This window comes from Bacteroides ovatus (genome assembly GCF_001314995.1).
Classification (GTDB): Bacteria; Bacteroidota; Bacteroidia; order Bacteroidales; family Bacteroidaceae; genus Bacteroides; species Bacteroides ovatus.
The window spans coordinates 5,156,569-5,177,265 of record NZ_CP012938.1 but is presented as its reverse complement, the minus strand read 5'-3'; the positions used below and the strand labels follow the sequence as shown (position 1 = coordinate 5,177,265).

Sequence of the window (20,697 nt, the reverse complement as noted above, 5' to 3'; positions counted from 1 at the left end):
TATGTCATACAAAGCAGACTATAAGTCTGTTTCTGCTACATCTTTAAATCATTTTGGTATATCCTCTTTAAGACTACCTATTTTTCTATCTATTTTCGTATAACGAGCCAAAAAAAGTTACGCACATCTTCTTTTTGAAGAAGATGTGCGTAACTTTAATACAATGGCAAATTCACTTATCTCACAATATCTTCCGGAAATTTAGCCGGCATCTCCACCCTCTTCCAGGTTTCATAATACCAGGTGTTCAACTCATTTCCATTCAAATCACTCTTGATAAAATATTTCAGATGGAGATAATCATTATCTTTAATCTCAAATTCCAAAATATTATCCTGATTATCCAGCATCGGGAGATGAATGTTCTTCTCGATACTTTCCTTATAAGAATCGTCCGTGAGTTGTTTGTACGTACCATACCCCGTAATAATCGCATCCGCACCAGGGATAATGGTAAAGTTCACAATCCGCCCGTCATCACTCAATACTTTAAATGTATTACTGGGTTTCAACGCTCCCGGAACATCGGGAGATTCCGACACATAATGGCAGAGCTGCCAAATACCTTTCAAATCGGCCGCTTTGAATTTGGTTTTCTTCTGGGCCATCGCACCTGTTACCGCTAACAACATTATTGAAAGCATGGTAAAGAAATAGAGCTTTTTCATTGTTGTATTATTTTAGTTAATACTCTCGAATGCGTATTTCCAAATATAAAGATTTATTTTGGAAATACAGCAATTCAGAGCATAAAAAAACTCGCATAACCTGAAGATCATGCGAGTTTTACATAAATATACCGAAATATTAGAAATCAGCATTTCTTGGTGTACGCGGGAACGGTATCACGTCACGGATATTCGCCATACCTGTTACAAACAATAACAGACGTTCGAATCCTAATCCGAAACCGGAGTGAGGACAAGTACCGAACTTACGGGTATCCAAATACCACCACATATCTTTCATCGGGATGTGCATTTCTTCAATACGGGTCATCAGCTTGTTATAGTCGGCTTCACGTTCGGAACCACCGATAATTTCACCGATTTTCGGGAAAAGAACGTCCATGGCACGCACTGTCTTACCGTCTTCGTTCTGCTTCATATAGAAGGCCTTGATTTCCTTCGGATAATCAGTCAGAATCACCGGACGTTTGAAGTGTTCTTCCACTAAGAAACGTTCGTGTTCGGAAGCCAGGTCCACGCCCCAGTAAACCGGGAATTCGAACTTATGTCCTTTCGCAACAGCTTCTTCAAGAATCTTGATACCGTCTGTATAAGGCAAACGTACGAAATCGTCTTTCAATACACCTTGCAGACGCTCAATCAAGCCTTTGTCGAACATATCGTTCAGGAACTTCACATCATCCGCACAGTTATCCAACGCCCATTTCACACAATATTTGATGAACTCTTCTGCCAAGTCCATGTTGTCTGTAATGTCGTTGAAAGCAACTTCCGGCTCAATCATCCAGAACTCTGCCAAGTGGCGGGGAGTGTTGGAGTTTTCGGCACGGAACGTAGGACCGAATGTGTAGATAGCTCCCAAAGCAGTAGCTGCCAGTTCACCTTCCAGCTGACCGGAAACAGTCAGACTTGCCTGCTTACCGAAGAAATCATCTTCATAAGAGATAGAACCTCTCTCGTCTTTCTTCAAGTCATACAGGTTCATGGTAGTCACCTGGAACATCTGTCCGGCACCTTCACAATCGGAAGCCGTAATGATCGGCGTATGGAAATAGAAGAAGCCTTTTTCATGGAAGAACTTGTGAATAGCAATCGCCATGTTGTGACGGATGCGGAACACTGCACCGAATGTATTGGTACGCGGACGCAAGTGAGCAATCTCGCGCAAGAATTCCATAGAATGGCCTTTCTTCTGTAATGGATATGTATTATCACAAGTACCCAGCACTTCGATTTCACGAGCCTGTACTTCCACTTTCTGTCCGGAACCCACTGATTCTACCATTTCTCCGTTCACGCTGATACAAGCGCCGGTAGTAATCAGTTTCAGCATCTCTTCATCGAAATTAGCCAAATCTACTACGATCTGCAAATTATTTATTGTAGAACCGTCATTCAGTGCGATAAAGTTTACTTGTTTGCTACCTCTACGGGTGCGAACCCATCCTTTCACATTGACCATAGCGCCAATATCCGTGCGCTTCAACAGATCAACAATTTTTGTTCTACCAATCTTTTCCATTTAACTTTTTCTTTTTAGATACAAGAAGACGAGGTTTCAAATGCAGGATGAATTCTTTCCTGCTTTCTTTCCCCGTCCTCTGTCAAGTTGTTATTTATTGACTTATTATTCAAACGAACCCATGCGGAGATAGTTTACTTCTGCTTCCGACAGGTAACGCCAGTCTCCGCGACGCAGACCTTTTTTGGTCAGTCCGGCGAAGAACACACGGTCGAGTTTTACTACTTTATAACCCAGTGATTCGAAAATACGGCGAACGATACGGTTCTTACCGGAGTGAATTTCGATACCTACCTGGTCTTTCTTGAAATCATCTGTATAGCTGATCGCATCTGCATGGATTTCGCCATCTTCCAACTGGATACCAGCTGCAATCTGCTCCATATCTGCTTTAGTCAGGTTCTTGTCCAGATGAACATGATAAATTTTCTTCTTCAGGAATTTCGGGTGTGTCAGCTTGGAAGCCAGATCACCGTCATTCGTCAGTAACAGTACACCAGTCGTGTTACGGTCCAGACGTCCTACCGGATAAATACGTTCGTTGCAAGCGCCTTTCACCAAATCCATTACTGTACGGCGTTCCTGCGGATCGTCCGATGTAGTAACGGTATCTTTCGGTTTATTCAGCAATACGTATACCTTGCGTTCGATGCTTACCGGTTCGTCGTGGAACTTAACCACATCCGAACGTTTGATCTTCGTACCCAATTCCGTTACCACTTCACCGTTTACAGAAACCACACCTGCTGTGATAAATTCATCAGCCTCACGACGGGAGCAAACACCTGCGTTAGCCAGGAACTTATTCAGACGAATCGGTTCATTCGGATCAACGAACTGTTCCTTGTACTCGATCTGTTTCTTTACGCTATACTTAGCGTTCGGATCATAATCGCCGGTACGCGGACGAGGACGATATCCTCCTTGACGATCGTTATTATATCTCGGACGATAACCTCCACCGCCGTTGTTGCTGCGATAGCCGCCACCTTCGCCGTTATTGAAACGGGGACGATACGGACGGTCACCACCTTCACGGTTGTAAGAAGGACGTTGAGGACGGTCGCCTCCTTCGCCGTTATTAAAGCGGGGACGGTAAGGACGGTCGCCACCTTCACGGTTGTAGGAAGGACGTTGAGGACGGTCGCCATAAGACGGACGCTCACCACCTTCGCCGCTATTGAAACGGGGACGTTGAGGACGGTCATAAGAACCACCTTCACGATTGTAAGAAGGACGTTGAGGACGATCATAAGAACCACCTTCGCGGTTGTAAGGACGTTGAGGACGTTCACCTCCTTCATTATTGTTATTGAAGCGAGGACGATACGGACGATCTCCACCTTCACGATTGTAAGAAGGACGTTGGGGACGGTCGCCATAAGAGCGGTCACCGTACGAACGCTGCGGGCGTTCGCCTCCTTCATTGTTGGCATTAAATCGCGGGCGATACGGACGATCCCCGCCTTCACGGTTGTAAGAAGGGCGATACGGACGTTCTCCACCTTCTCTGTTGTAAGACCTGTTACCATCACGGCCGGCACCTGTATTCTCTTCATTGAAAGAATTTTCGCGCCATTCTTCGTTTTCTGTGCTCATTTTTTTATTCGAATAAAATTAGACTTTGGCCTCACGGCCTATTTAAAAAACACGTTTATTATATAAGTAAACAATTAAAGCCCCGTATATGTATGGGGAGTGATTGCTCTTAACTCTTTTTTAATATCTTCGCTTACATTCAATTCTTCGATAAACTCTTTAATAGAACTTTCTGTAATAGCTTGGTTGGTGCGGGTTAACGCTTTCAAAGCTTCATACGGATGCGGATAAGCCTCACGGCGCAGGATGGTCTGAATAGCTTCTGCCACTACACTCCAACAATTATCCAAATCACGATAAATAGCCGGTTCGTTCAATAACAGTTTGCGCAATCCTTTCAAAGAACTCTGGATAGCAATCACGATATGACCGAAAGGCACACCTACATTACGCAGCACTGTCGAGTCTGTCAAGTCGCGCTGCAAACGGGAAACAGGAAGTTTCACAGCCAAATGTTCCAGGATAGACGTTGCTATACCCAGGTTACCTTCCGCATTTTCAAAGTCAATCGGATTCACTTTATGCGGCATGGCACTCGAACCCACTTCTCCGGCTTTGATCTTCTGCTTGAAGTACTCCATAGAGATGTACTGCCAGAAGTCACGATTCATATCGACCATAATCGTATTGATACGCTTCATACTATCAAAAACAGCAGAGAGGTTATCATAGTTCGAAATCTGCGTTGTATATTCTTCGCGTTCCAGTCCCAGTTTTTCTGCAACAAACCGATTGCCGAATTGTTTCCAGTCATATTGAGGATAAGCCACGTGATGCGCATTGTAGTTTCCGGTAGCACCGCCAAACTTAGCGGTAAGCGGGCATGCTTTCAACATAGCCAACTGACGTTCGAGACGGTAAACAAATACCATCACTTCTTTACCCAGACGGGTAGGAGAAGCCGGCTGACCGTGAGTTTTGGCAAGCATCGGAATGTTAGCCCATTCTGTCGCATAGGTTTTCAACTGTGCAATCAGCTCTTCAATCAACGGGTAATAAACCTGATCCAATGCTTCTTTGATAGAAAGAGGAACAGACGTATTGTTAATATCCTGAGAAGTCAATCCGAAGTGGATAAACTCTTTGTAGTCATCCATTCCGCCCATCTTGTCAAATTCTTCTTTCAGGAAGTATTCTACAGCTTTCACGTCGTGGTTAGTTACACTTTCGATATCTTTAATGCGCTGTGCGTCTGCTTCAGAGAAGTTACGGTAGATATTCCGTAAAGTTTCGTACACATTGCTATCGATTCCTTTTAATTGCGGCAAAGGGAGTTCGCACAAGGTGATAAAGTATTCCACCTCTACCTGTACACGGTATTTAATCAGTGCAAATTCAGAGAAATAAGCTGCCAAAGCTTTAGTTTTGCCTCTATATCGACCATCAATCGGAGATATGGCCGTTAATACATCAAGTTCCATACGTTTTCTTAGATAATTATCAGACTGCAAAATTAACTCTTTTTCCTGAGTTATAGAGCAAAAGGATAGAGAAAGTTTGTATAAAAGCGGTAAGAAATAAAAAAAGCCTCACGAATTTCTTCGTAAGACTCTGTTTTATAGTGGGCGTTGACGGATTCGAACCGCCGACCCTCTGCTTGTAAGGCAGATGCTCTGAACCAGCTGAGCTAAACGCCCTTGTTAATGAGCCGGAAGTGTTTCGTTTTTTTGTGTGGGCGTTGACGGATTCGAACCGCCGACCCTCTGCTTGTAAGGCAGATGCTCTGAACCAGCTGAGCTAAACGCCCGTACACTTCCGTTTCAAAAGCGATGCAAAGGTACGGCATTTTTTGAATTCTGCAAACATTTCATGTATTATTTTTCAAGAAAGTTTTTGCGCAATAAAGAAAAGCTCTGATTATCAACAAATAATACAAAAAAGTTTTTTTTCTCACAACTTTCACTTCGTCCAGTCTGTCTACCAGATAAAGCAACTTATTTACGAATCACCCGTGCCGGATTCCCGACTGCAACACTGTCGTCGGGAATATCTTTCGTCACAACACTCCCCGCTCCTATCACACAACGATTACCAATCGTCACACCGGGACAGATAATAGCGCCGCCACCAATCCAGCAGTCTTCGCCAATCGTCACCGGATAAGCATATTCCTTAGAGCCTCTTCTTTCCTGATAATCCATCGGATGATGAGGCGTATAAATCTGCACACAAGGACCGACCAGTGTATGAGTACCAATTGTGATATATCCTCCATCCAGGAAAGTGCAATTGGCATTAACAAACACATGTTCACCCAACTTGATTCCGTCTCCGTGATCGCAATGGAAAGGCGGGCATATAATGGAAGTTTCAGGAATCCCCGGTACCAACTTATCCAATAATTCTCTATAACCCTCATCGTACGTACTCATTCCCCGCATACGTGCCAATAGTTTTTTGGCATGTTCAAAACGTACCTGCAACTCCGGTGCAGACATATCAGCCAACTGGCTACTACGCATCTTCTCAACTTCCGTCATACCTTATATTTCTTTGCCGTTAGTAAATACAAACTTCTTTTCGTTCGAAAGAGATTCGTTAAATTCAAACCCTTCCCAAGAGAAGCTTTTCAGATCCTCCGGATTTTCAATTCGATTCTTCAGAATGAACCGTGTCATTTCACCACGGGACATTTTGATATATATCACTATCGAAGCCAATTTTCCATTCTTCCATACTTGAAATTCGGGAGTGATGACATGCACCTCTTTTTCCACCCGCTTCCAATCAAACAAGCTTTTCATCTCGTCACTGGCCAAATTGCAAAGTATGCCGCCGGCTTTCTTGATGTCTTCAATGAACACATCCGTCAAACGGGACTGCCAATAAGAAAACATCGTCTGATTACCCAGTTCAGGCAGCACTACATCTCCTTCCAACCGATAGGAACGAATAACGTCCAAAGGCCTCAACAGTCCATAACAAAAAGAAGTCAGCCGCAAGTGTTCCTGCGCATATTCAAATTCTACTTTCGAGAAATCTTTTGCATTCAACCGTTTGAACACAATTCCGGTATAAGCCAATAAAGCAGGCAGTTCCGGTGTACCCTCCGCATGAAAAGCCTGATAACGCTTGTAATTTTCCACAGCTATTTTAGCATTCACACGCAACAGGCGTTCCAGTTCGTCCACCGAAAACTGTGACATCTGCAAAGCAATCCCGGAAGCTTCTTTTTGAAATCGTGGAACCGTTTTCAAAGGAACTTTCACCTTTGAAGTTTCACTCATAGTCTTGGCACAAGATAGAAGTACTAACATTGTTAAATCTGATTTTATCTTTTCGAAAAACAAAAATAAAAAATAAATCGCTTCTCTTGCTGGCTAATAGACAGATTATCCCTAAATTCAGCCAATAATTAACTTTAATCATTTATTAATAACAAAAACACCCCCATTATGACATACACACTAATCCCCCTGAAAGTGTTATGCTTATTGACAATCTTCTGTTTGTATGGCAGTTTATCCTATGCCAGCGTAAACTCTAAACCTTTTGTTGTCCCCGAACTCAAACAATGGACAGGAAAAGATGGTAATTTCACTCCGGGAACAAATGCAAAGATAGTATGCACCTCTGCAAATCCAGAATTGCTGAGAATAGCCCAAATGTTTGCCGACGATTATCAGCAAATGTTCGGAAAAACATTAAGCGTAACTCAAGGCAAAGCCACACCCGGAGACTTCATCCTATCACTGTCAGCTGACAAAAAGCTGGGAGAAGAGGGTTATGAAATCAAGATTACCGATCGGATCACGACTTCTGCCCCCACCCTGACAGGGCTTTACTGGAGCACACGTACCCTCTTGCAAATAGCAGAACAAAGCCAGGAGCACTCATTTCCTAAAGGAATAATCCGCGACTATCCCGACTACTCCATCCGGGGATTCATGATAGACTGCGGTCGTAAATTCATTCCGATGAGCTATCTTCAGGATCTGGTAAAAATAATGGCTTATTACAAGATGAATACCCTGCAAGTCCATCTGAATGATAATGGATTCAAGCAATATTTTGATAACAACTGGGACAAGACTTATGCTGCTTTCCGTCTGGAGTCCGAAACTTATCCGGGACTCACAGCCCGCGACGGTTCTTATTCTAAAAAAGAATTTATTGATTTTCAGAAACAAGCTGCAACCAACTTTGTAGAGATTATACCGGAAATTGATATTCCGGCACATTCATTAGCATTCACTCATTACAAACCGGAAATTGGGAGCAAGGAGTACGGAATGGATCATCTTGACTTATTCAAACCGGAAACCTATCAATTTGCAGACAATCTGTTCAAAGAATACCTGAAAGGTGACGACCCTGTATTCGTGGGCAAGCGTGTGCATATCGGTACCGACGAATACTCGAATGCCAAGAAAGAGGTAGTAGAAAAATTCCGGGCTTTCACCGACCATTATATCCGGCTGGTAGAAGGCTTTGGCAAACAAGCCGTGATATGGGGCGCTCTCACTCATGCTAAAGGAGACACCCCTGTCAAATCAGAAAATATCATTATGAATGCCTGGTATAACGGATATGCCGACCCAGCAACCATGATAAAAGACGGCTACCAGCTAATCAGCATTCCGGATGCAATGGTTTACATTGTTCCATTAGCCGGTTACTATCAGGATTATCTTAACGAGGTATTTTTATATAAAGAATGGACACCGGCACATATCGGGAAAGCCGTATTCGAAGAAAAGCACCCTGCTATTCTCGGTGGCATGTTTGCCATCTGGAACGACCATGCAGGTAATGGAATTTCCGTGAAAGACATTCATCACCGTGTATTCCCTGCGTTACAAACTCTAGCAGTGAAGACATGGACAGGGAAAGAAACCAGTCTGCCATTCGAAGTGTATAATGAAAAGCGTAGTGCTATCAGTGAAGCCCCCGGAGTCAATCAATTGGGAAGAATCGGCAAGAGTCCGGCATTGGTATATGAGCGTTCTACCGTTGCTCCCGGCAGCACTTCCACTTACCCGGAAATCGGCTATAATTATACAGTCAGCTTCGACATTACCGGAGCACCAGAGAAAAGCGGAACAGAATTGTTCCGTTCACCCAATGCCGTATTCTATCTAGCAGATCCAATTCGAGGGATGATGGGTTTTGCACGCGATGGTTATTTGAATACGTTCCCATATAAAGTGAATCCGGGAGAGAAAGCGACCATTCAGATTGAAGGCGATCATCGTAGTACCACACTCAGAGTAAACGGAAAGGTTGTTGAAGAAATGAACATACAGAAATGTTATTTCAATGCAGGAAAAGATTCTATGAGTTATATACGCACATTGTTTTTCCCGCTCGAGAAAGCCGGAAACTTCAATAGCCGGATAGAGAATCTGAAAGTACACAATTATCGTGTAAGCAAATAACAGAAAACATCTATTCGCAACAAGACAACTTAAACAAAAAACTCCCCCTTTGGCATTCCAAAGAGGGAGTTCTTTTTATTTTGATAAACAGCTAAAGCAGTTTATTTATATTCCTGCCAGCTCTTGATCTGAATATCACCCAATTTCAATTCACAGAATGCTTCGATAAAGGCACTTGCCAGACGAGCATTTGTAATCAATGGAATGTTGTGATCGATTGCACCACGACGGATACGATAGCCATTCGTTAATTCACGTTTGCTATGATTCTTCGGAATGTTTACGATCAGGTCAAACTTATGGTCAGCGATCATCTTCATAACATTATTCTCTGCACCTGGTTTCTCATCCGGCCAGTAAACCGGAGTCGCGTCTACTCCATGAGCATTCAGGAATGCAGCAGTTCCGGCAGTAGCATAAATCTGATATCCCTTAGCAAACAGCATACGGCTGGCATCCAGCAAATCCACTTTCGACTTCATAGCACCGGAAGAGAACATTACTGCTCTTTCAGGAATCTTGAATCCGGTAGCGATCATTGCATTCAGCAATGCTTCAGAGAAATCATCACCGATACATCCAACTTCACCTGTAGAAGACATATCCACACCCAATACCGGGTCAGCCTTGTGCAGACGAGAGAAAGAGAACTGAGATGCTTTTACACCAATCCAGTCGATATCAAATGCAGATTTATCCGGACGTGAGTACGGAGCATCCAACATGATGCGGGTAGCTGTTTCGATGAAGTTACGTTTCAGTACTTTAGAAACAAACGGGAAACTACGAGAAGCACGCAAGTTACATTCGATTACTTTCACTTCGTTGTTACGAGCCAGGAACTGGATATTGAACGGACCGGAGATATTAAGTTCTTTAGCAATCTGACGGCTGATTTTCTTGATACGGCGTGCCGTTGCAAAGTAAATCTTCTGTGCCGGGAATACCAGTGTAGCGTCACCGGAGTGAACACCGGCAAATTCCACATGTTCAGAAATTGCGTATTCCACCACTTCACCATTCTGGGCAACAGCATCAAATTCAATTTCTTTTGTATTTTCAAGGAATTGAGAAACAACTACCGGGTATTCTTTAGAAACTTCGGCAGCCATCTTCAGGAAGTTTTCCAATTCTTCGTCATCGTAGCAAACATTCATAGCAGCTCCTGAAAGAACGTAAGAAGGACGAACCAATACCGGATAGCCTACTTTTTCTACGAATCCTTTCACCTCTTCGAGACTGGTAAGTTCCATCCATGCCGGCTGGTCGATACCCAGTTGGTCAAGCATAGCAGAGAACTTGTTACGGTTTTCAGCACGGTCGATAGAGATCGGAGAAGTACCCAATACAGGAACCGACTGGCGGTAAAGTTTCATAGCCAGGTTGTTCGGAATCTGTCCACCTACAGAGACAATCACACCGCGAGGTTGTTCCAGATCGATTACGTCGAGTACACGTTCGAACGAAAGCTCGTCGAAGTACAGACGGTCGCACATATCATAGTCAGTAGAAACCGTTTCAGGGTTGTAGTTAATCATGATAGATTTGTAACCCAATTTGCGGGCTGTCTGAACGGCATTTACCGAACACCAGTCAAATTCTACAGAGCTACCGATACGGTAAGCACCCGAACCCAGTACGACTACTGATTTTTCATTCTTATAATAGTTTACATCATAACCTTCCACTGCATAAGTCATATACAGATAGTTAGTCAGTTCCGGATGTTCGGAAGCAACTGTATTAATACGTTTTACAGCCGGGAGGATACCCATAGATTTACGATGAGCACGCACTGCCAGGTTTTCTTTCTCCATGTTTCCGGTTGGATTCAGTACGAAACGGGCGATCTGGAAGTCGGAGAAACCTAACACTTTAGCTTCACGCATTACATCGGCAGGTATATCTTCTACCTTATTATAGGTAGACAGTTTCGCTTTGTAGTCTACGATATTTTTCAGTTTGCCAAGGAACCATGGGTCAATCTTTGTCAGGTCATGAATACGTTCGATGGTATAACCTTCTTCCATTGCTTGTGCGATAGCGAAAACACGCAAGTCTGTCGGACGAGAAAGCTCTTTATCAAGATCATCAAAGTGCAGTTCGTCATTACCTACGAAACCATGCATACCCTGACCGATCATACGAAGACCTTTCTGGATGATTTCTTCAAAAGAGCGACCGATAGACATGATTTCACCTACCGATTTCATGCTTGAACCGATTTCACGGGATACACCGGCAAACTTCGTCAAGTCCCAACGAGGGATTTTACAGATATAGTAGTCAAGTTGCGGAGCTACGTATGCAGAATTCGGAGTCCCCATCTCACCAATCTGGTCGAGTGTATAGCCGAGTGCTACTTTAGCAGCAACGAATGCCAACGGATAACCGGTAGCTTTAGACGCCAATGCAGAAGAACGGCTCAAACGGGCATTTACTTCAATCACACGGTAGTCGTCCGTATCAGAGTTGAAAGCATACTGAATGTTACACTCACCCACGATACCGAGGTGACGGATACATTTAGTAGAAAGTTCCTTCAACAGAGTCAATTCTTTATCATCCAGTGAACAGGTAGGAGCCACTACGATGGATTCACCGGTATGGATACCCAGCGGGTCAAAGTTTTCCATGCTGGCTACTGTGAAGCAATGGTCGTTAGCGTCACGGATCACTTCAAATTCGATTTCTTTCCAGCCTTTCAACGATTCTTCTACCAGAATCTGTTTAGAGAAAGCAAAGGAGCTTTCAGCCAATTTCAGGAATTCTTCTTCGTCGGCACAGATACCGCTACCAAGACCACCCAATGCATAAGCAGAACGTACCATGACAGGATAACCGATTCTGCGTGCAGCAGCAATGGCATCTTCCATGTTTTCTACTGCCTGGCTAACCGGAGTCTTCATCTCGATTTCGTTCAGTTTCTTCACGAACAAATCACGGTCTTCTGTATACATGATAGCTTCTACCGATGTACCAAGCACCTTTACTCCGTATTTATCAAGAATACCCTGTGTGTAGAGTTCCGCACCGCAGTTCAACGCAGTCTGTCCGCCGAATGCCAGCAAGATACCATCAGGACGTTCTTTCTTGATAATTTCTTCTACAAAATAAGTATTTACGGGAAGGAAATACACTTTATCGGCAATACCTTCAGAAGTCTGAATGGTTGCGATGTTCGGGTTTACCAATACTGAGCTGATACCTTCTTCTTTCAAAGCTTTCAGTGCTTGTGAACCAGAGTAGTCGAACTCTCCGGCTTGTCCGATTTTGAGTGCTCCAGAACCCAAAACGAGAACTTTCTTGATTTCCTTTTCCATTTCTTTTGTTGTTATAATAAGTTGTTATTTCTAAGTTCGTCCATAAAAAAAATGCGTTACCCTCAAAAAAGGATTAACGCATTACCAAAGAACTAAAATATCGTTTTTGGAGAAAAGAGAAGAAGTCTGCCGTTTCCGGGTGCAAAACATCCGAATGTAGATAATACTTACTTCTGATTTCCTGTTGATTCATTGTTAATATCAAAATTTGTGCAAAGTAACGACATATTTTGCAAATGACAAAAAGAAACGTTCATTTTTTACTGAAATAGTTTACCGCGTCAATGAAACGGTTGTTTTTTCCGTTAGCTTTTTAATGAATACTTTTTTATCATAGTAAGCACAAATCATGAAGTAACTACATTTTGATGTATCTTTCAGTTTTTATCCTTATCTTTGTCGCCATTATATAATAAGGTAATAAAATATGGGAAAAGAAAAAATCATATTGACGGGCGACCGTCCTACCGGAAGACTTCATATCGGTCACTATGTAGGCTCGTTGAAACGCAGAGTTGACCTGCAAAATGCAGGTGATTATAGCAAGATGTTTATCTTCATTGCCGATTCGCAGGCATTGACAGACAATATAGACAATCCGGAGAAGGTGCGTCAGAATGTAATTGAAGTAGCCCTTGACTATCTGGCTTGTGGCATAGATCCGTCTAAAGCTACCATCTTCATACAGTCGCAAATTCCGGAATTATGCGAGCTTAGTTTCTATTATATGGACCTTGTAAGCGTATCTCGCCTGCAACGTAACCCGACTGTGAAATCGGAAATCCAGATGCGCAACTTTGAAGCAAGTATTCCTGTAGGTTTTTTCACTTATCCTATCAGCCAGGCAGCGGACATCACAGCATTCCGTGCAACAACTGTCCCTGTGGGTGAAGACCAGGAACCAATGCTTGAACAGGCTCGTGAAATCGTTCGCCGTTTCAACTATATATATGGTGAGACATTGGTAGAACCGGAAATCCTGTTGCCGGACAATGCAGCCTGCCTGCGTCTTCCGGGAACTGACGGTAAAGCTAAAATGAGTAAATCACTCGGAAACTGTATCTACCTTTCGGAAGAACCGGAAGAAATCCAGAAGAAGATCATGAGTATGTATACCGATCCGGGACATCTCCGTGTACAAGACCCGGGAAAGATTGAAGGTAACACCGTATTCACTTACCTTGACGCCTTCTGCCTCCCCGAACATTTCGAACGCTACTTACCGGATTATCCGAATCTGGCAGAATTGAAAGCACATTATCAACGCGGCGGACTGGGCGACGTAAAAGTGAAACGTTTCCTGAATTCTATTATGCAAGAAATACTCGAACCGATTCGTAATCGTCGTAAAGAGTTCAGCAAAGATATTCCAGCTATCTATGACATGCTTCAGCAAGGATGCGAAGTAGCCAGAGCTGCTGCTGCCGAGACTTTGGCAGATGTGAAAAAAGCAATGAAGATTAATTATTTCGATGACAAGGAGTTAATCGAGGAACAGGTAAAACGTTTCTCACAGGAATAAGGAAGTTTGCATAAAAACGTATCATATAAAGTAAAGGCTGCCTACTCTAAGAAAGAATGGCAGCCTTTATTATAATATATAATTTAAGATTTAGCTAACTTCATCTTCATCATTCTTGAATAATACATCCTTTAATTTCTGATAAAGGAATGAAAGTATCAGTAATATCAGTCCGAGAATGATGAATACAATGATCTTACCGATAGTAGGCATTGCCCACAAATCATCAAATACAAGTTTAAGCAGAACGATTCCAAAAGTCGAAAGGCTTATCATGCGCATGACTTTCTGATGCAAACGCATCCCTAGTCCCATCTGAACAAATCCGGCAATACTTAATGAAAGCGAAAGTCCGGCACTGAAATCATCCACTCCTACCTGCCAGAGGAAAGAGCGTACCATTGTCACCCAAAGAAGAGTGACCAGAATATTGAGATAAATAGTGAAACGACTCTTGATGCCGATTAATAGATAGTATTGGCGTGCCACATAGCATATATTCGCTATTACAAATGCTGCCGTGAACCATCGTAGTACAACAGGCACAAAAGCCATGTTCTCCCATTGATCCCCCCATATATTTATGATGTATACAAGCGTATTTATCCCAATAGCTAACATATAGAAAGTCAGATATTGGGTGATCGGGAATCGTTTTCTAAAAGCATAACAAACACTCGAAATGGCAATGGCAGTAAACAAGAACATTGCTCCGCTCCTCGTAGCTCCCTCAAAATGCAGGTGAAACTCCATCATAAATGTATAATAAAGTATGGCTACAGAGACAAAAAGCATGAAAGGATTCCAGAAACCATATTTCAGTTGACGGGCTGTAGAGAAGAATGGTCTATAATACCCCATCAACAGAGCAAATGCTCCCATAGCCAGCCCTACAAACAAAGAGGTGGCAAATGAACTGTTCAGGAAAATAGTGCTGACAGCATGATGCTCATGCATTACTACATTATATATATCCATCAGGTAAGAAATAAAGGTGAGTCCCACCAGTATCTTTGCCGCATATTCATATACCCGGATTCTCGACTTGATATAAAGCCATAATAATAACACCATTTCTGACGCCCAAACTAATGTTATATAGTTTCCATCCAACTGAATCGGAACGGTAATAGAGACAAATGTCAACACAAGCCCCAGAGTGGTATACACCAGGAATTTATAGTCTTTCCGGCTCTTCCATAACCAAAGCACCAGTCCTAAATTAACAAGAGCAATGAACAGGCTCAACAAACCGCTTGCTTTGAAAGACCATCCCATATTCCGCAAGAACAAAGCTCCCGAAAGCAGATAAATAAAGTTATTCGTTATAATGACGAATACCAGCCCCCGACTCATTGTTCGCATATCTTCCCCACGAAGAATAGAGAACACCGGAAGTAGAAAGATAAAATAAAACAGAGTGGTAAACAAAAACAAGTGCCCCGAAATAACTGTAGAACTGGAGGTATAGCTAAATAAAAGAAAGATTCCCATTATCAGCCAGGTAAAGACAAATGAGATCATCGGAAGCTCACCCCACTTCTTATAAATGGAAAGTCCGAACATACCGAGATTCAGGATACTTACATAAGTGAACAGTACCAGATAACTTCCCTCTCCACTGCTTACGATGAAAGGTGCAAGAAATCCTCCGACAAGTGAAATGATGGCCAGTTCACGCCGATTGTACACCACAGACAGAACAGACATAAATACAGTGACGCCTATCAGAATGATAAACGCCATAGTCTGCGAGAAGATATGATAATAATGGAATGCAATGGCAACCGTAAGATAGAATACAGCAAAAGCGCCACCCGCAAGTAACGAGCTAAATGTACGATATTTCTTTTGCAACCGTTCGGCAACGGCCAGCAATACAGCTCCCGTCAGGAAACCAAGTACGGTACGGAAAGTCTCATTGATCCAATTCTTATCAATAGCATACTTCACAAAGAAACCTACACCGATGACGAATATAAGGATACCGATCTTTCCGAAGAGATTCTCACCGATGAACTTCTCATAGTTCACTTGTTTCTTTTGTCTTGGAACAGCCTCAACACAAACATCTTCCAATTCTGTTTCAACCGTCTTTTCACGTGTTCCTTCCAGTGCCTCACGGATAACTGTTTCAACAACCGGCTTCTGTTTTTCCGGTACAGTTTCTTTTTGCTGTTTAGTCTCTAGTGTCGAAGTTTTTTCTATTATTTGAGGTGATGCAGAGATATCTTCGTTTTCCTTTTTCAATGCTTCTCCTTCAGGCTTTACCTTTTCAGTAACCCCTCTTTGCTGAACTTTGAGATAATCATCCATCCGTTTTTTTATCTCGTTCAGTTCTCTTTCTATCTTCCCAAAACGATTATCCAGCCTACTCAATAAAACAAAAAACATAATTAAAACGAGTAGTGCGTATACGGTATTTATATCGTCCATAATATTTTAGATTTGAGTTCCATATCACAAATATATAAAATATTGCTACACAGAGCGATTATTCCAGTAAGAATGATTCAAATCAAGAGTGAATTAACAGAGATTCAAGCCCTTTCACTTTGCTTTGTATGTAATTTCATTATAGCTAATCAGAATATCATTATAGCTAAAAGGAAGATGCTAATAGCAAAAACAAATATGCTAATAGATTATTTTTTTCATTGGGATGATTAAAAAAAACATTGCAGTGTTTGCCACAATTAATGCAATGATTTTAGAAAGCACTGTAATGACATTTTTCGATATGTAATGTGATGAATACGGTAATGAAAAGTCCTCCCTTCACCCGCAAACAGTTTATTCATCGAGAGTTCAGAAGAAAGGTGAAGAGGATTGAAAAAATAGCTATTTGCAGAGGAAGTGTGGAGTACCTCTTATTCCCCCTCTAAAGCGTAGCTTTAGGTAGGCAAAAGCTATGCTTTACGTTCCCTAAAGCTATGCTTCTTCAAGGTAAAACAACCTACATTTATAATCAGTGTAAGCGCTTCCATATACCTCAAACTCATAATCAAAAGCCCAGGCAAGTATTAATGGTCCTAAAATAAGAAAAGAAAAGGCAGCTGAAAGCGAAAATACCTTATTTCAGGATTCGCTTTCAGCCGCCTTCTCTCTTTCAGCAGGCGATCACAAAGAATCGCCGAATACTGAAATTATATGATTACTGTGCTGATTCGACCAATACTACACGGTTCAGAATCGGCTGACCGAATTTGTCAACACCACCACCGGCTGCAACTTTCAATCTATCGGCAGAGATGCCATACTTCTTAACGAGCAGGTCTTTAACAACTTGTGCACGTTCCAAACTCAACTTCTGGTTGAAAGCCGGAGTACCTGTTGCAGAGTCTGCATATCCGTTGATTGTGTATGTAGTGTTCGGAGATTCTTTTATCTTGCTGGCAAGATATGACAAGTTCATTTCTTCCTGCGGAGACAATTTATCAGAACCGATCTTGAAGAATACAGTACGTGGAGCAATATTAGTATCTGTTATAACAACTTCTTCAGTATCTTCTACTTCAACCGGTTGTTGTGCATTTGCCAACTGCTGTTGTAATTGCATATTAGCTGCTGCCATTGCATTCATCTGGTTACGCATCTGGTTCAATTCAAGTTCAGAGATAATCTGTGGAACCGGACGTTGGAATCCGCGAGTCGGGAAATAATAAGTCACCCCGATGGTAGCACCTAAAATACCATCATAATCGGGTTTACCTCCATGTTCTCCGTCAAACTTGCCTTCCAGACCTGTTGCACTCAACTCCAGATTTAAGTCAACAGCATTCGACAAACGGAAACGGTTGATAATACCTGCATTGAAAGTAGCGGAGTTAGTGTGAGGACGAGAATAAGCATGAGCCCAACCGGCACCAATATAAGGGATAATTTCATATACACGGTTCGGATTGTATCCACCGAAAAGTGCATTCAGGTTAATCATCAAATCACCATGCAAGTTCATGTAGTCCCATCTTTGTTTGTAAGAACCATCTTCTCTCGGACCGCCAACCACATAATTAGCATTTTCGCTGGTGGTAAATCCTTTGGCTTGTAATCCGCTGTACTGCAAACGCAATCCGAATCCCGGAGTTACCCATTTACCAACAGACACGTTAAATGTGGGAGCAACACGATCTCTGAACTTACCGATATGGTCATTGTTTCCATACAATACCTGGGCACCTCCTCCTACAGAGAAGAACCAGTTACTCCAGAAAGGATTAGTTATTACTTGATATTTATCTTGCACCTGAATCACTTCGTATTCAGTTACAGTCATTGTCTGCTGCGCAGAAGCGACAGACGCAACGCCGGCAAATGCCAGCAACATCAGAATCTTTTTCATATACCTAATAGTTAAGTGGTTATTTAAATCTTTTTCTTTGTTGAACTATTTAAATAACACGAACTGAACTAAAAGGTTTTAGGAAAAGATGAATTTATTTGTTTTATTTGAATAATCTTTCGATGTCCTCCTCCTTAATGGTTGTCAAAACGGTTTTCCCATCGGGTGTGTAATTCGGTGAGGGACAGGCAAAAAGGTTGTCTACAAGGCTTACCATTTCTTCATTACTCAACACCTGTCCGTAGACAATAGCCGCTGCCCGCGCCAATGTTAATGCCAGAATATTTTGGATTTCTTCCTTAACGTCATTCCCTTTTTCCATCGCTGTATGTAGCATATTACGCACCAGTTCGACCGGATTCAGTCCTTCAATACCCGAAGGGATGCCATTGATGGCATAGCTACCGCCTCCCAGATTGCTCAAATCGAAGCCGACTGCCGACAAATCATCCATAATGCTTTGAAGAACAGCAGCTTCTGAAGCCGGTAATTGTAATATTTCCGGGAAGAGAACGCCCTGAGATACTCCCTGTTTCTGTTGAATCTGTACCATATAGCGATCAAAAAGCACCCGTATGTGTGCCCGGTGTTGATCGATTAGCATCAGACCCGATTTAACTGAAGTCAAAATAAACCGCCCTTTAAACTGCAAATGCTGATTTCCTTTTTCCATCACCGGTTCGTTGGCATACAAAGTAGAAGAAGCGGCGGATGTCACCGTCTCTATCTTTTCTTCCACGAAGGCCGGTTCGCCTCCAATAGAAGAATCCTCCCAATCCATTTCGGGTTCCGGCTGCGGATTATTCATCTTACTGGCTTTTGTCAGCCCTCCGTACAAATCCTCCCATTCTACTTTCGAACGACTATACGATCCGCCACCACCGCCACCGGCAGAGACTTTAAACGGATTATAATCTGTATTATAATGTACCTTCGGAGGTTCGGAAGATATCTTTTCCTCAAATGCCGGAATATCAGGCATATCCTCCGTATCAAAATCAATGGAAGGGATAGCACTGAACTTACCCAACGATTCCTTAACGGATGCTGAAAGTATCTGCCAGATGGCCTGCTCATTCTCAAACTTGATCTCGGTCTTTGTCGGGTGAATATTCACATCAATATTAGCCGGATCTACATCAAAATAGATAAAATAGGAAATCTGTTCACCGGCGGGAATCAACTGCTCATAAGCCTCCATGACTGCCTTATGAAAATAAGGATGGCGCATATAACGTCCGTTGACAAAGAAATACTGATGGGCTCCTTTCTTACGGGCAGTCTCCGGTTTGGCTACGTATCCGGAGATTTTCACCATGGTAGTGTTCACGTCTATATTCAGTAATTGCTGGTTGAGCTTCTTACCGAAAATAGCAAGAATACGCTGGCGTAACTGTGATACCGGAAGATTGAACAGTTCCGAATCATTACTATAAAGCGAAAAGGCAACTTCCGGATGCACCAAAGCGATACGCTCAAATTCGGCAAGGATGTTGCTCAATTCAGTGGAATTAGCCTTTAAAAATTTACGACGGGCAGGCACATTAAAGAACAGGTTCTTTACAGAGAAGTTACTTCCTTTAGAACAGGATATAGCCTCCTGGCTCTCCACTTGAGAACCCGCAATCACCAGTTTCGTTCCCAGTTCTTCCGATTCCGGACGCGTCTTCAGTTCTACCTGCGCCACTGCTGCGATGGATGCCAATGCTTCCCCACGAAATCCCATGGTACGCAAAGCAAACAAGTCCGCAGCTTCCCGTATCTTGGAAGTAGCATGCCGCTCAAAAGAGAGACGGGCATCCGTTTCGGACATTCCTTTTCCATCATCAATCACCTGAATACAGGTTTTACCCGCATCAGTCACTAACACATGTATATTTTGCGCATCTGCATCAATCGCATTCTCCACTAGCTCCTTGATAACAGATGCCGGACGTTGTATCACTTCACCGGCAGCAATCTGGTTAGCTACCGAATCAGGTAACAAATGAATGATATCGCTCATACTTCGTAAATTAACAATTAAAAACTCCAGCTTCCTGTTGCTAAATAATGCCACAGATAGAGAAGGAAGGCAATGATTATCAGTATGATTCCGAAAGAAACCGGTTTGCGGCCACTTGCTTTTCTTCTTTTCAAATGTGTAGTACCTTCGACGAATTTACCGCGAATATCTTCCGGATTAAATTCTTTCTCCGGCAGCATCCCCAAGTCACGTTTGGCGTTCTCCTCCATCTTAGCGAGCTTTTCTTTCCGCTCGTCTACATAAATGTATTGATGATTAAAGCCCCGGGGCTTTCTCATTGAGTTAAACATTCCCAT

Annotated in this window: 13 protein-coding genes and 2 tRNA genes; 2 read left to right on the top strand and 13 right to left on the bottom strand. The window is 42.7% G+C overall.

What is annotated here, in order from left to right:
• Positions 1 to 176 precede the first annotated feature (176 nt).
• From Bovatus_RS19485 to yaaA, 8 genes are all read right to left on the bottom strand, one after another.
• Entirely contained in the window at positions 177 to 668 is a 492-nt protein-coding gene (locus Bovatus_RS19485) for a DUF4488 domain-containing protein (protein WP_004297193.1), read from the bottom strand.
• 139 nt (positions 669 to 807) lie between these two features.
• Complete coding sequence (gene asnS, locus Bovatus_RS19480) at positions 808 to 2,211, bottom strand: asparagine--tRNA ligase (protein ID WP_004297192.1); 1,404 nt, start codon at positions 2,209 to 2,211, stop codon at positions 808 to 810.
• A 105-nt stretch (positions 2,212 to 2,316) separates the two neighbouring features.
• On the bottom strand, positions 2,317 to 3,810 hold the full coding sequence (locus tag Bovatus_RS19475) for a pseudouridine synthase (RefSeq protein ID WP_004323572.1): 1,494 nt from the start codon (positions 3,808 to 3,810) through the stop codon (positions 2,317 to 2,319).
• A 74-nt stretch (positions 3,811 to 3,884) separates the two neighbouring features.
• Positions 3,885 to 5,231 (bottom strand): adenylosuccinate lyase, encoded by a 1,347-nt coding sequence (gene purB, locus Bovatus_RS19470; protein WP_004297189.1) that lies wholly within the window; start codon positions 5,229 to 5,231, stop codon positions 3,885 to 3,887.
• A 141-nt stretch (positions 5,232 to 5,372) separates the two neighbouring features.
• A tRNA-Val gene (locus tag Bovatus_RS19465) sits at positions 5,373 to 5,447 on the bottom strand.
• Positions 5,448 to 5,482: 35 nt separating this feature from the next.
• Positions 5,483 to 5,557 (bottom strand) — tRNA-Val (locus tag Bovatus_RS19460).
• A gap of 187 nt (positions 5,558 to 5,744) precedes the next feature.
• Positions 5,745 to 6,290 (bottom strand): sugar O-acetyltransferase, encoded by a 546-nt coding sequence (locus tag Bovatus_RS19455; protein ID WP_004297187.1) that lies wholly within the window; start codon positions 6,288 to 6,290, stop codon positions 5,745 to 5,747.
• 3 nt (positions 6,291 to 6,293) lie between these two features.
• On the bottom strand, positions 6,294 to 7,067 hold the full coding sequence (yaaA, locus tag Bovatus_RS19450; protein WP_004297186.1) for a peroxide stress protein YaaA: 774 nt from the start codon (positions 7,065 to 7,067) through the stop codon (positions 6,294 to 6,296).
• Between the two features lie 138 nt (positions 7,068 to 7,205).
• Between yaaA and Bovatus_RS19445 the strand changes: the two genes are divergently transcribed.
• Positions 7,206 to 9,188: a family 20 glycosylhydrolase gene (locus Bovatus_RS19445; protein ID WP_004297185.1), complete on the top strand. Its 1,983-nt coding sequence runs from the start codon at positions 7,206 to 7,208 to the stop codon at positions 9,186 to 9,188.
• Positions 9,189 to 9,289: 101 nt separating this feature from the next.
• Here Bovatus_RS19445 and carB read toward each other — a convergent pair whose 3' ends face one another.
• Positions 9,290 to 12,511, bottom strand: a complete 3,222-nt coding sequence (gene carB / locus Bovatus_RS19440; RefSeq protein ID WP_004297184.1) for a carbamoyl-phosphate synthase (glutamine-hydrolyzing) large subunit — start codon at positions 12,509 to 12,511, stop codon at positions 9,290 to 9,292.
• A gap of 427 nt (positions 12,512 to 12,938) precedes the next feature.
• On the opposite strand from carB, the gene trpS reads away from it, so the two are divergent.
• Positions 12,939 to 14,033, top strand: coding sequence for a tryptophan--tRNA ligase (trpS, locus tag Bovatus_RS19435; RefSeq protein ID WP_004297181.1), 1,095 nt, complete (start codon positions 12,939 to 12,941; stop codon positions 14,031 to 14,033).
• Positions 14,034 to 14,123: 90 nt separating this feature from the next.
• Here trpS and Bovatus_RS19430 read toward each other — a convergent pair whose 3' ends face one another.
• The 4 genes from Bovatus_RS19430 to Bovatus_RS19415 form a co-directional block, all read right to left on the bottom strand.
• Positions 14,124 to 16,469: a DUF2339 domain-containing protein gene (locus Bovatus_RS19430; RefSeq protein WP_004297180.1), complete on the bottom strand. Its 2,346-nt coding sequence runs from the start codon at positions 16,467 to 16,469 to the stop codon at positions 14,124 to 14,126.
• Between the two features lie 718 nt (positions 16,470 to 17,187).
• The gene (locus Bovatus_RS19425; RefSeq protein WP_004297176.1) at positions 17,188 to 18,375 is read right to left on the bottom strand and encodes an OmpA family protein; all 1,188 of its coding nucleotides are present in this window, start codon (positions 18,373 to 18,375) and stop codon (positions 17,188 to 17,190) included.
• 103 nt (positions 18,376 to 18,478) lie between these two features.
• A complete protein-coding gene (gene mutL / locus Bovatus_RS19420; RefSeq protein ID WP_004297175.1) occupies positions 18,479 to 20,380 on the bottom strand; it encodes a DNA mismatch repair endonuclease MutL in 1,902 nt (633 codons plus the stop codon).
• 17 nt (positions 20,381 to 20,397) lie between these two features.
• Positions 20,398 to 20,697 (bottom strand): hypothetical protein, encoded by a 300-nt coding sequence (locus tag Bovatus_RS19415; protein ID WP_004297174.1) that lies wholly within the window; start codon positions 20,695 to 20,697, stop codon positions 20,398 to 20,400.

Coding starts and splice junctions, on each gene's coding strand:
- Bovatus_RS19485 (WP_004297193.1), bottom strand. CDS start 668: ATGAAAAAGCTCTATTTCTTTACCATGCTTTCAATAATGTTGTTAGCG.
- asnS (WP_004297192.1), bottom strand. CDS start 2,211: ATGGAAAAGATTGGTAGAACAAAAATTGTTGATCTGTTGAAGCGCACG.
- Bovatus_RS19475 (WP_004323572.1), bottom strand. CDS start 3,810: ATGAGCACAGAAAACGAAGAATGGCGCGAAAATTCTTTCAATGAAGAG.
- purB (WP_004297189.1), bottom strand. CDS start 5,231: ATGGAACTTGATGTATTAACGGCCATATCTCCGATTGATGGTCGATAT.
- Bovatus_RS19455 (WP_004297187.1), bottom strand. CDS start 6,290: ATGACGGAAGTTGAGAAGATGCGTAGTAGCCAGTTGGCTGATATGTCT.
- yaaA (WP_004297186.1), bottom strand. CDS start 7,067: ATGTTAGTACTTCTATCTTGTGCCAAGACTATGAGTGAAACTTCAAAG.
- Bovatus_RS19445 (WP_004297185.1), top strand. CDS start 7,206: ATGACATACACACTAATCCCCCTGAAAGTGTTATGCTTATTGACAATC.
- carB (WP_004297184.1), bottom strand. CDS start 12,511: ATGGAAAAGGAAATCAAGAAAGTTCTCGTTTTGGGTTCTGGAGCACTC.
- trpS (WP_004297181.1), top strand. CDS start 12,939: ATGGGAAAAGAAAAAATCATATTGACGGGCGACCGTCCTACCGGAAGA.
- Bovatus_RS19430 (WP_004297180.1), bottom strand. CDS start 16,469: ATGGACGATATAAATACCGTATACGCACTACTCGTTTTAATTATGTTT.
- Bovatus_RS19425 (WP_004297176.1), bottom strand. CDS start 18,375: ATGAAAAAGATTCTGATGTTGCTGGCATTTGCCGGCGTTGCGTCTGTC.
- mutL (WP_004297175.1), bottom strand. CDS start 20,380: ATGAGCGATATCATTCATTTGTTACCTGATTCGGTAGCTAACCAGATT.
- Bovatus_RS19415 (WP_004297174.1), bottom strand. CDS start 20,697: ATGGGAATGTTTAACTCAATGAGAAAGCCCCGGGGCTTTAATCATCAA.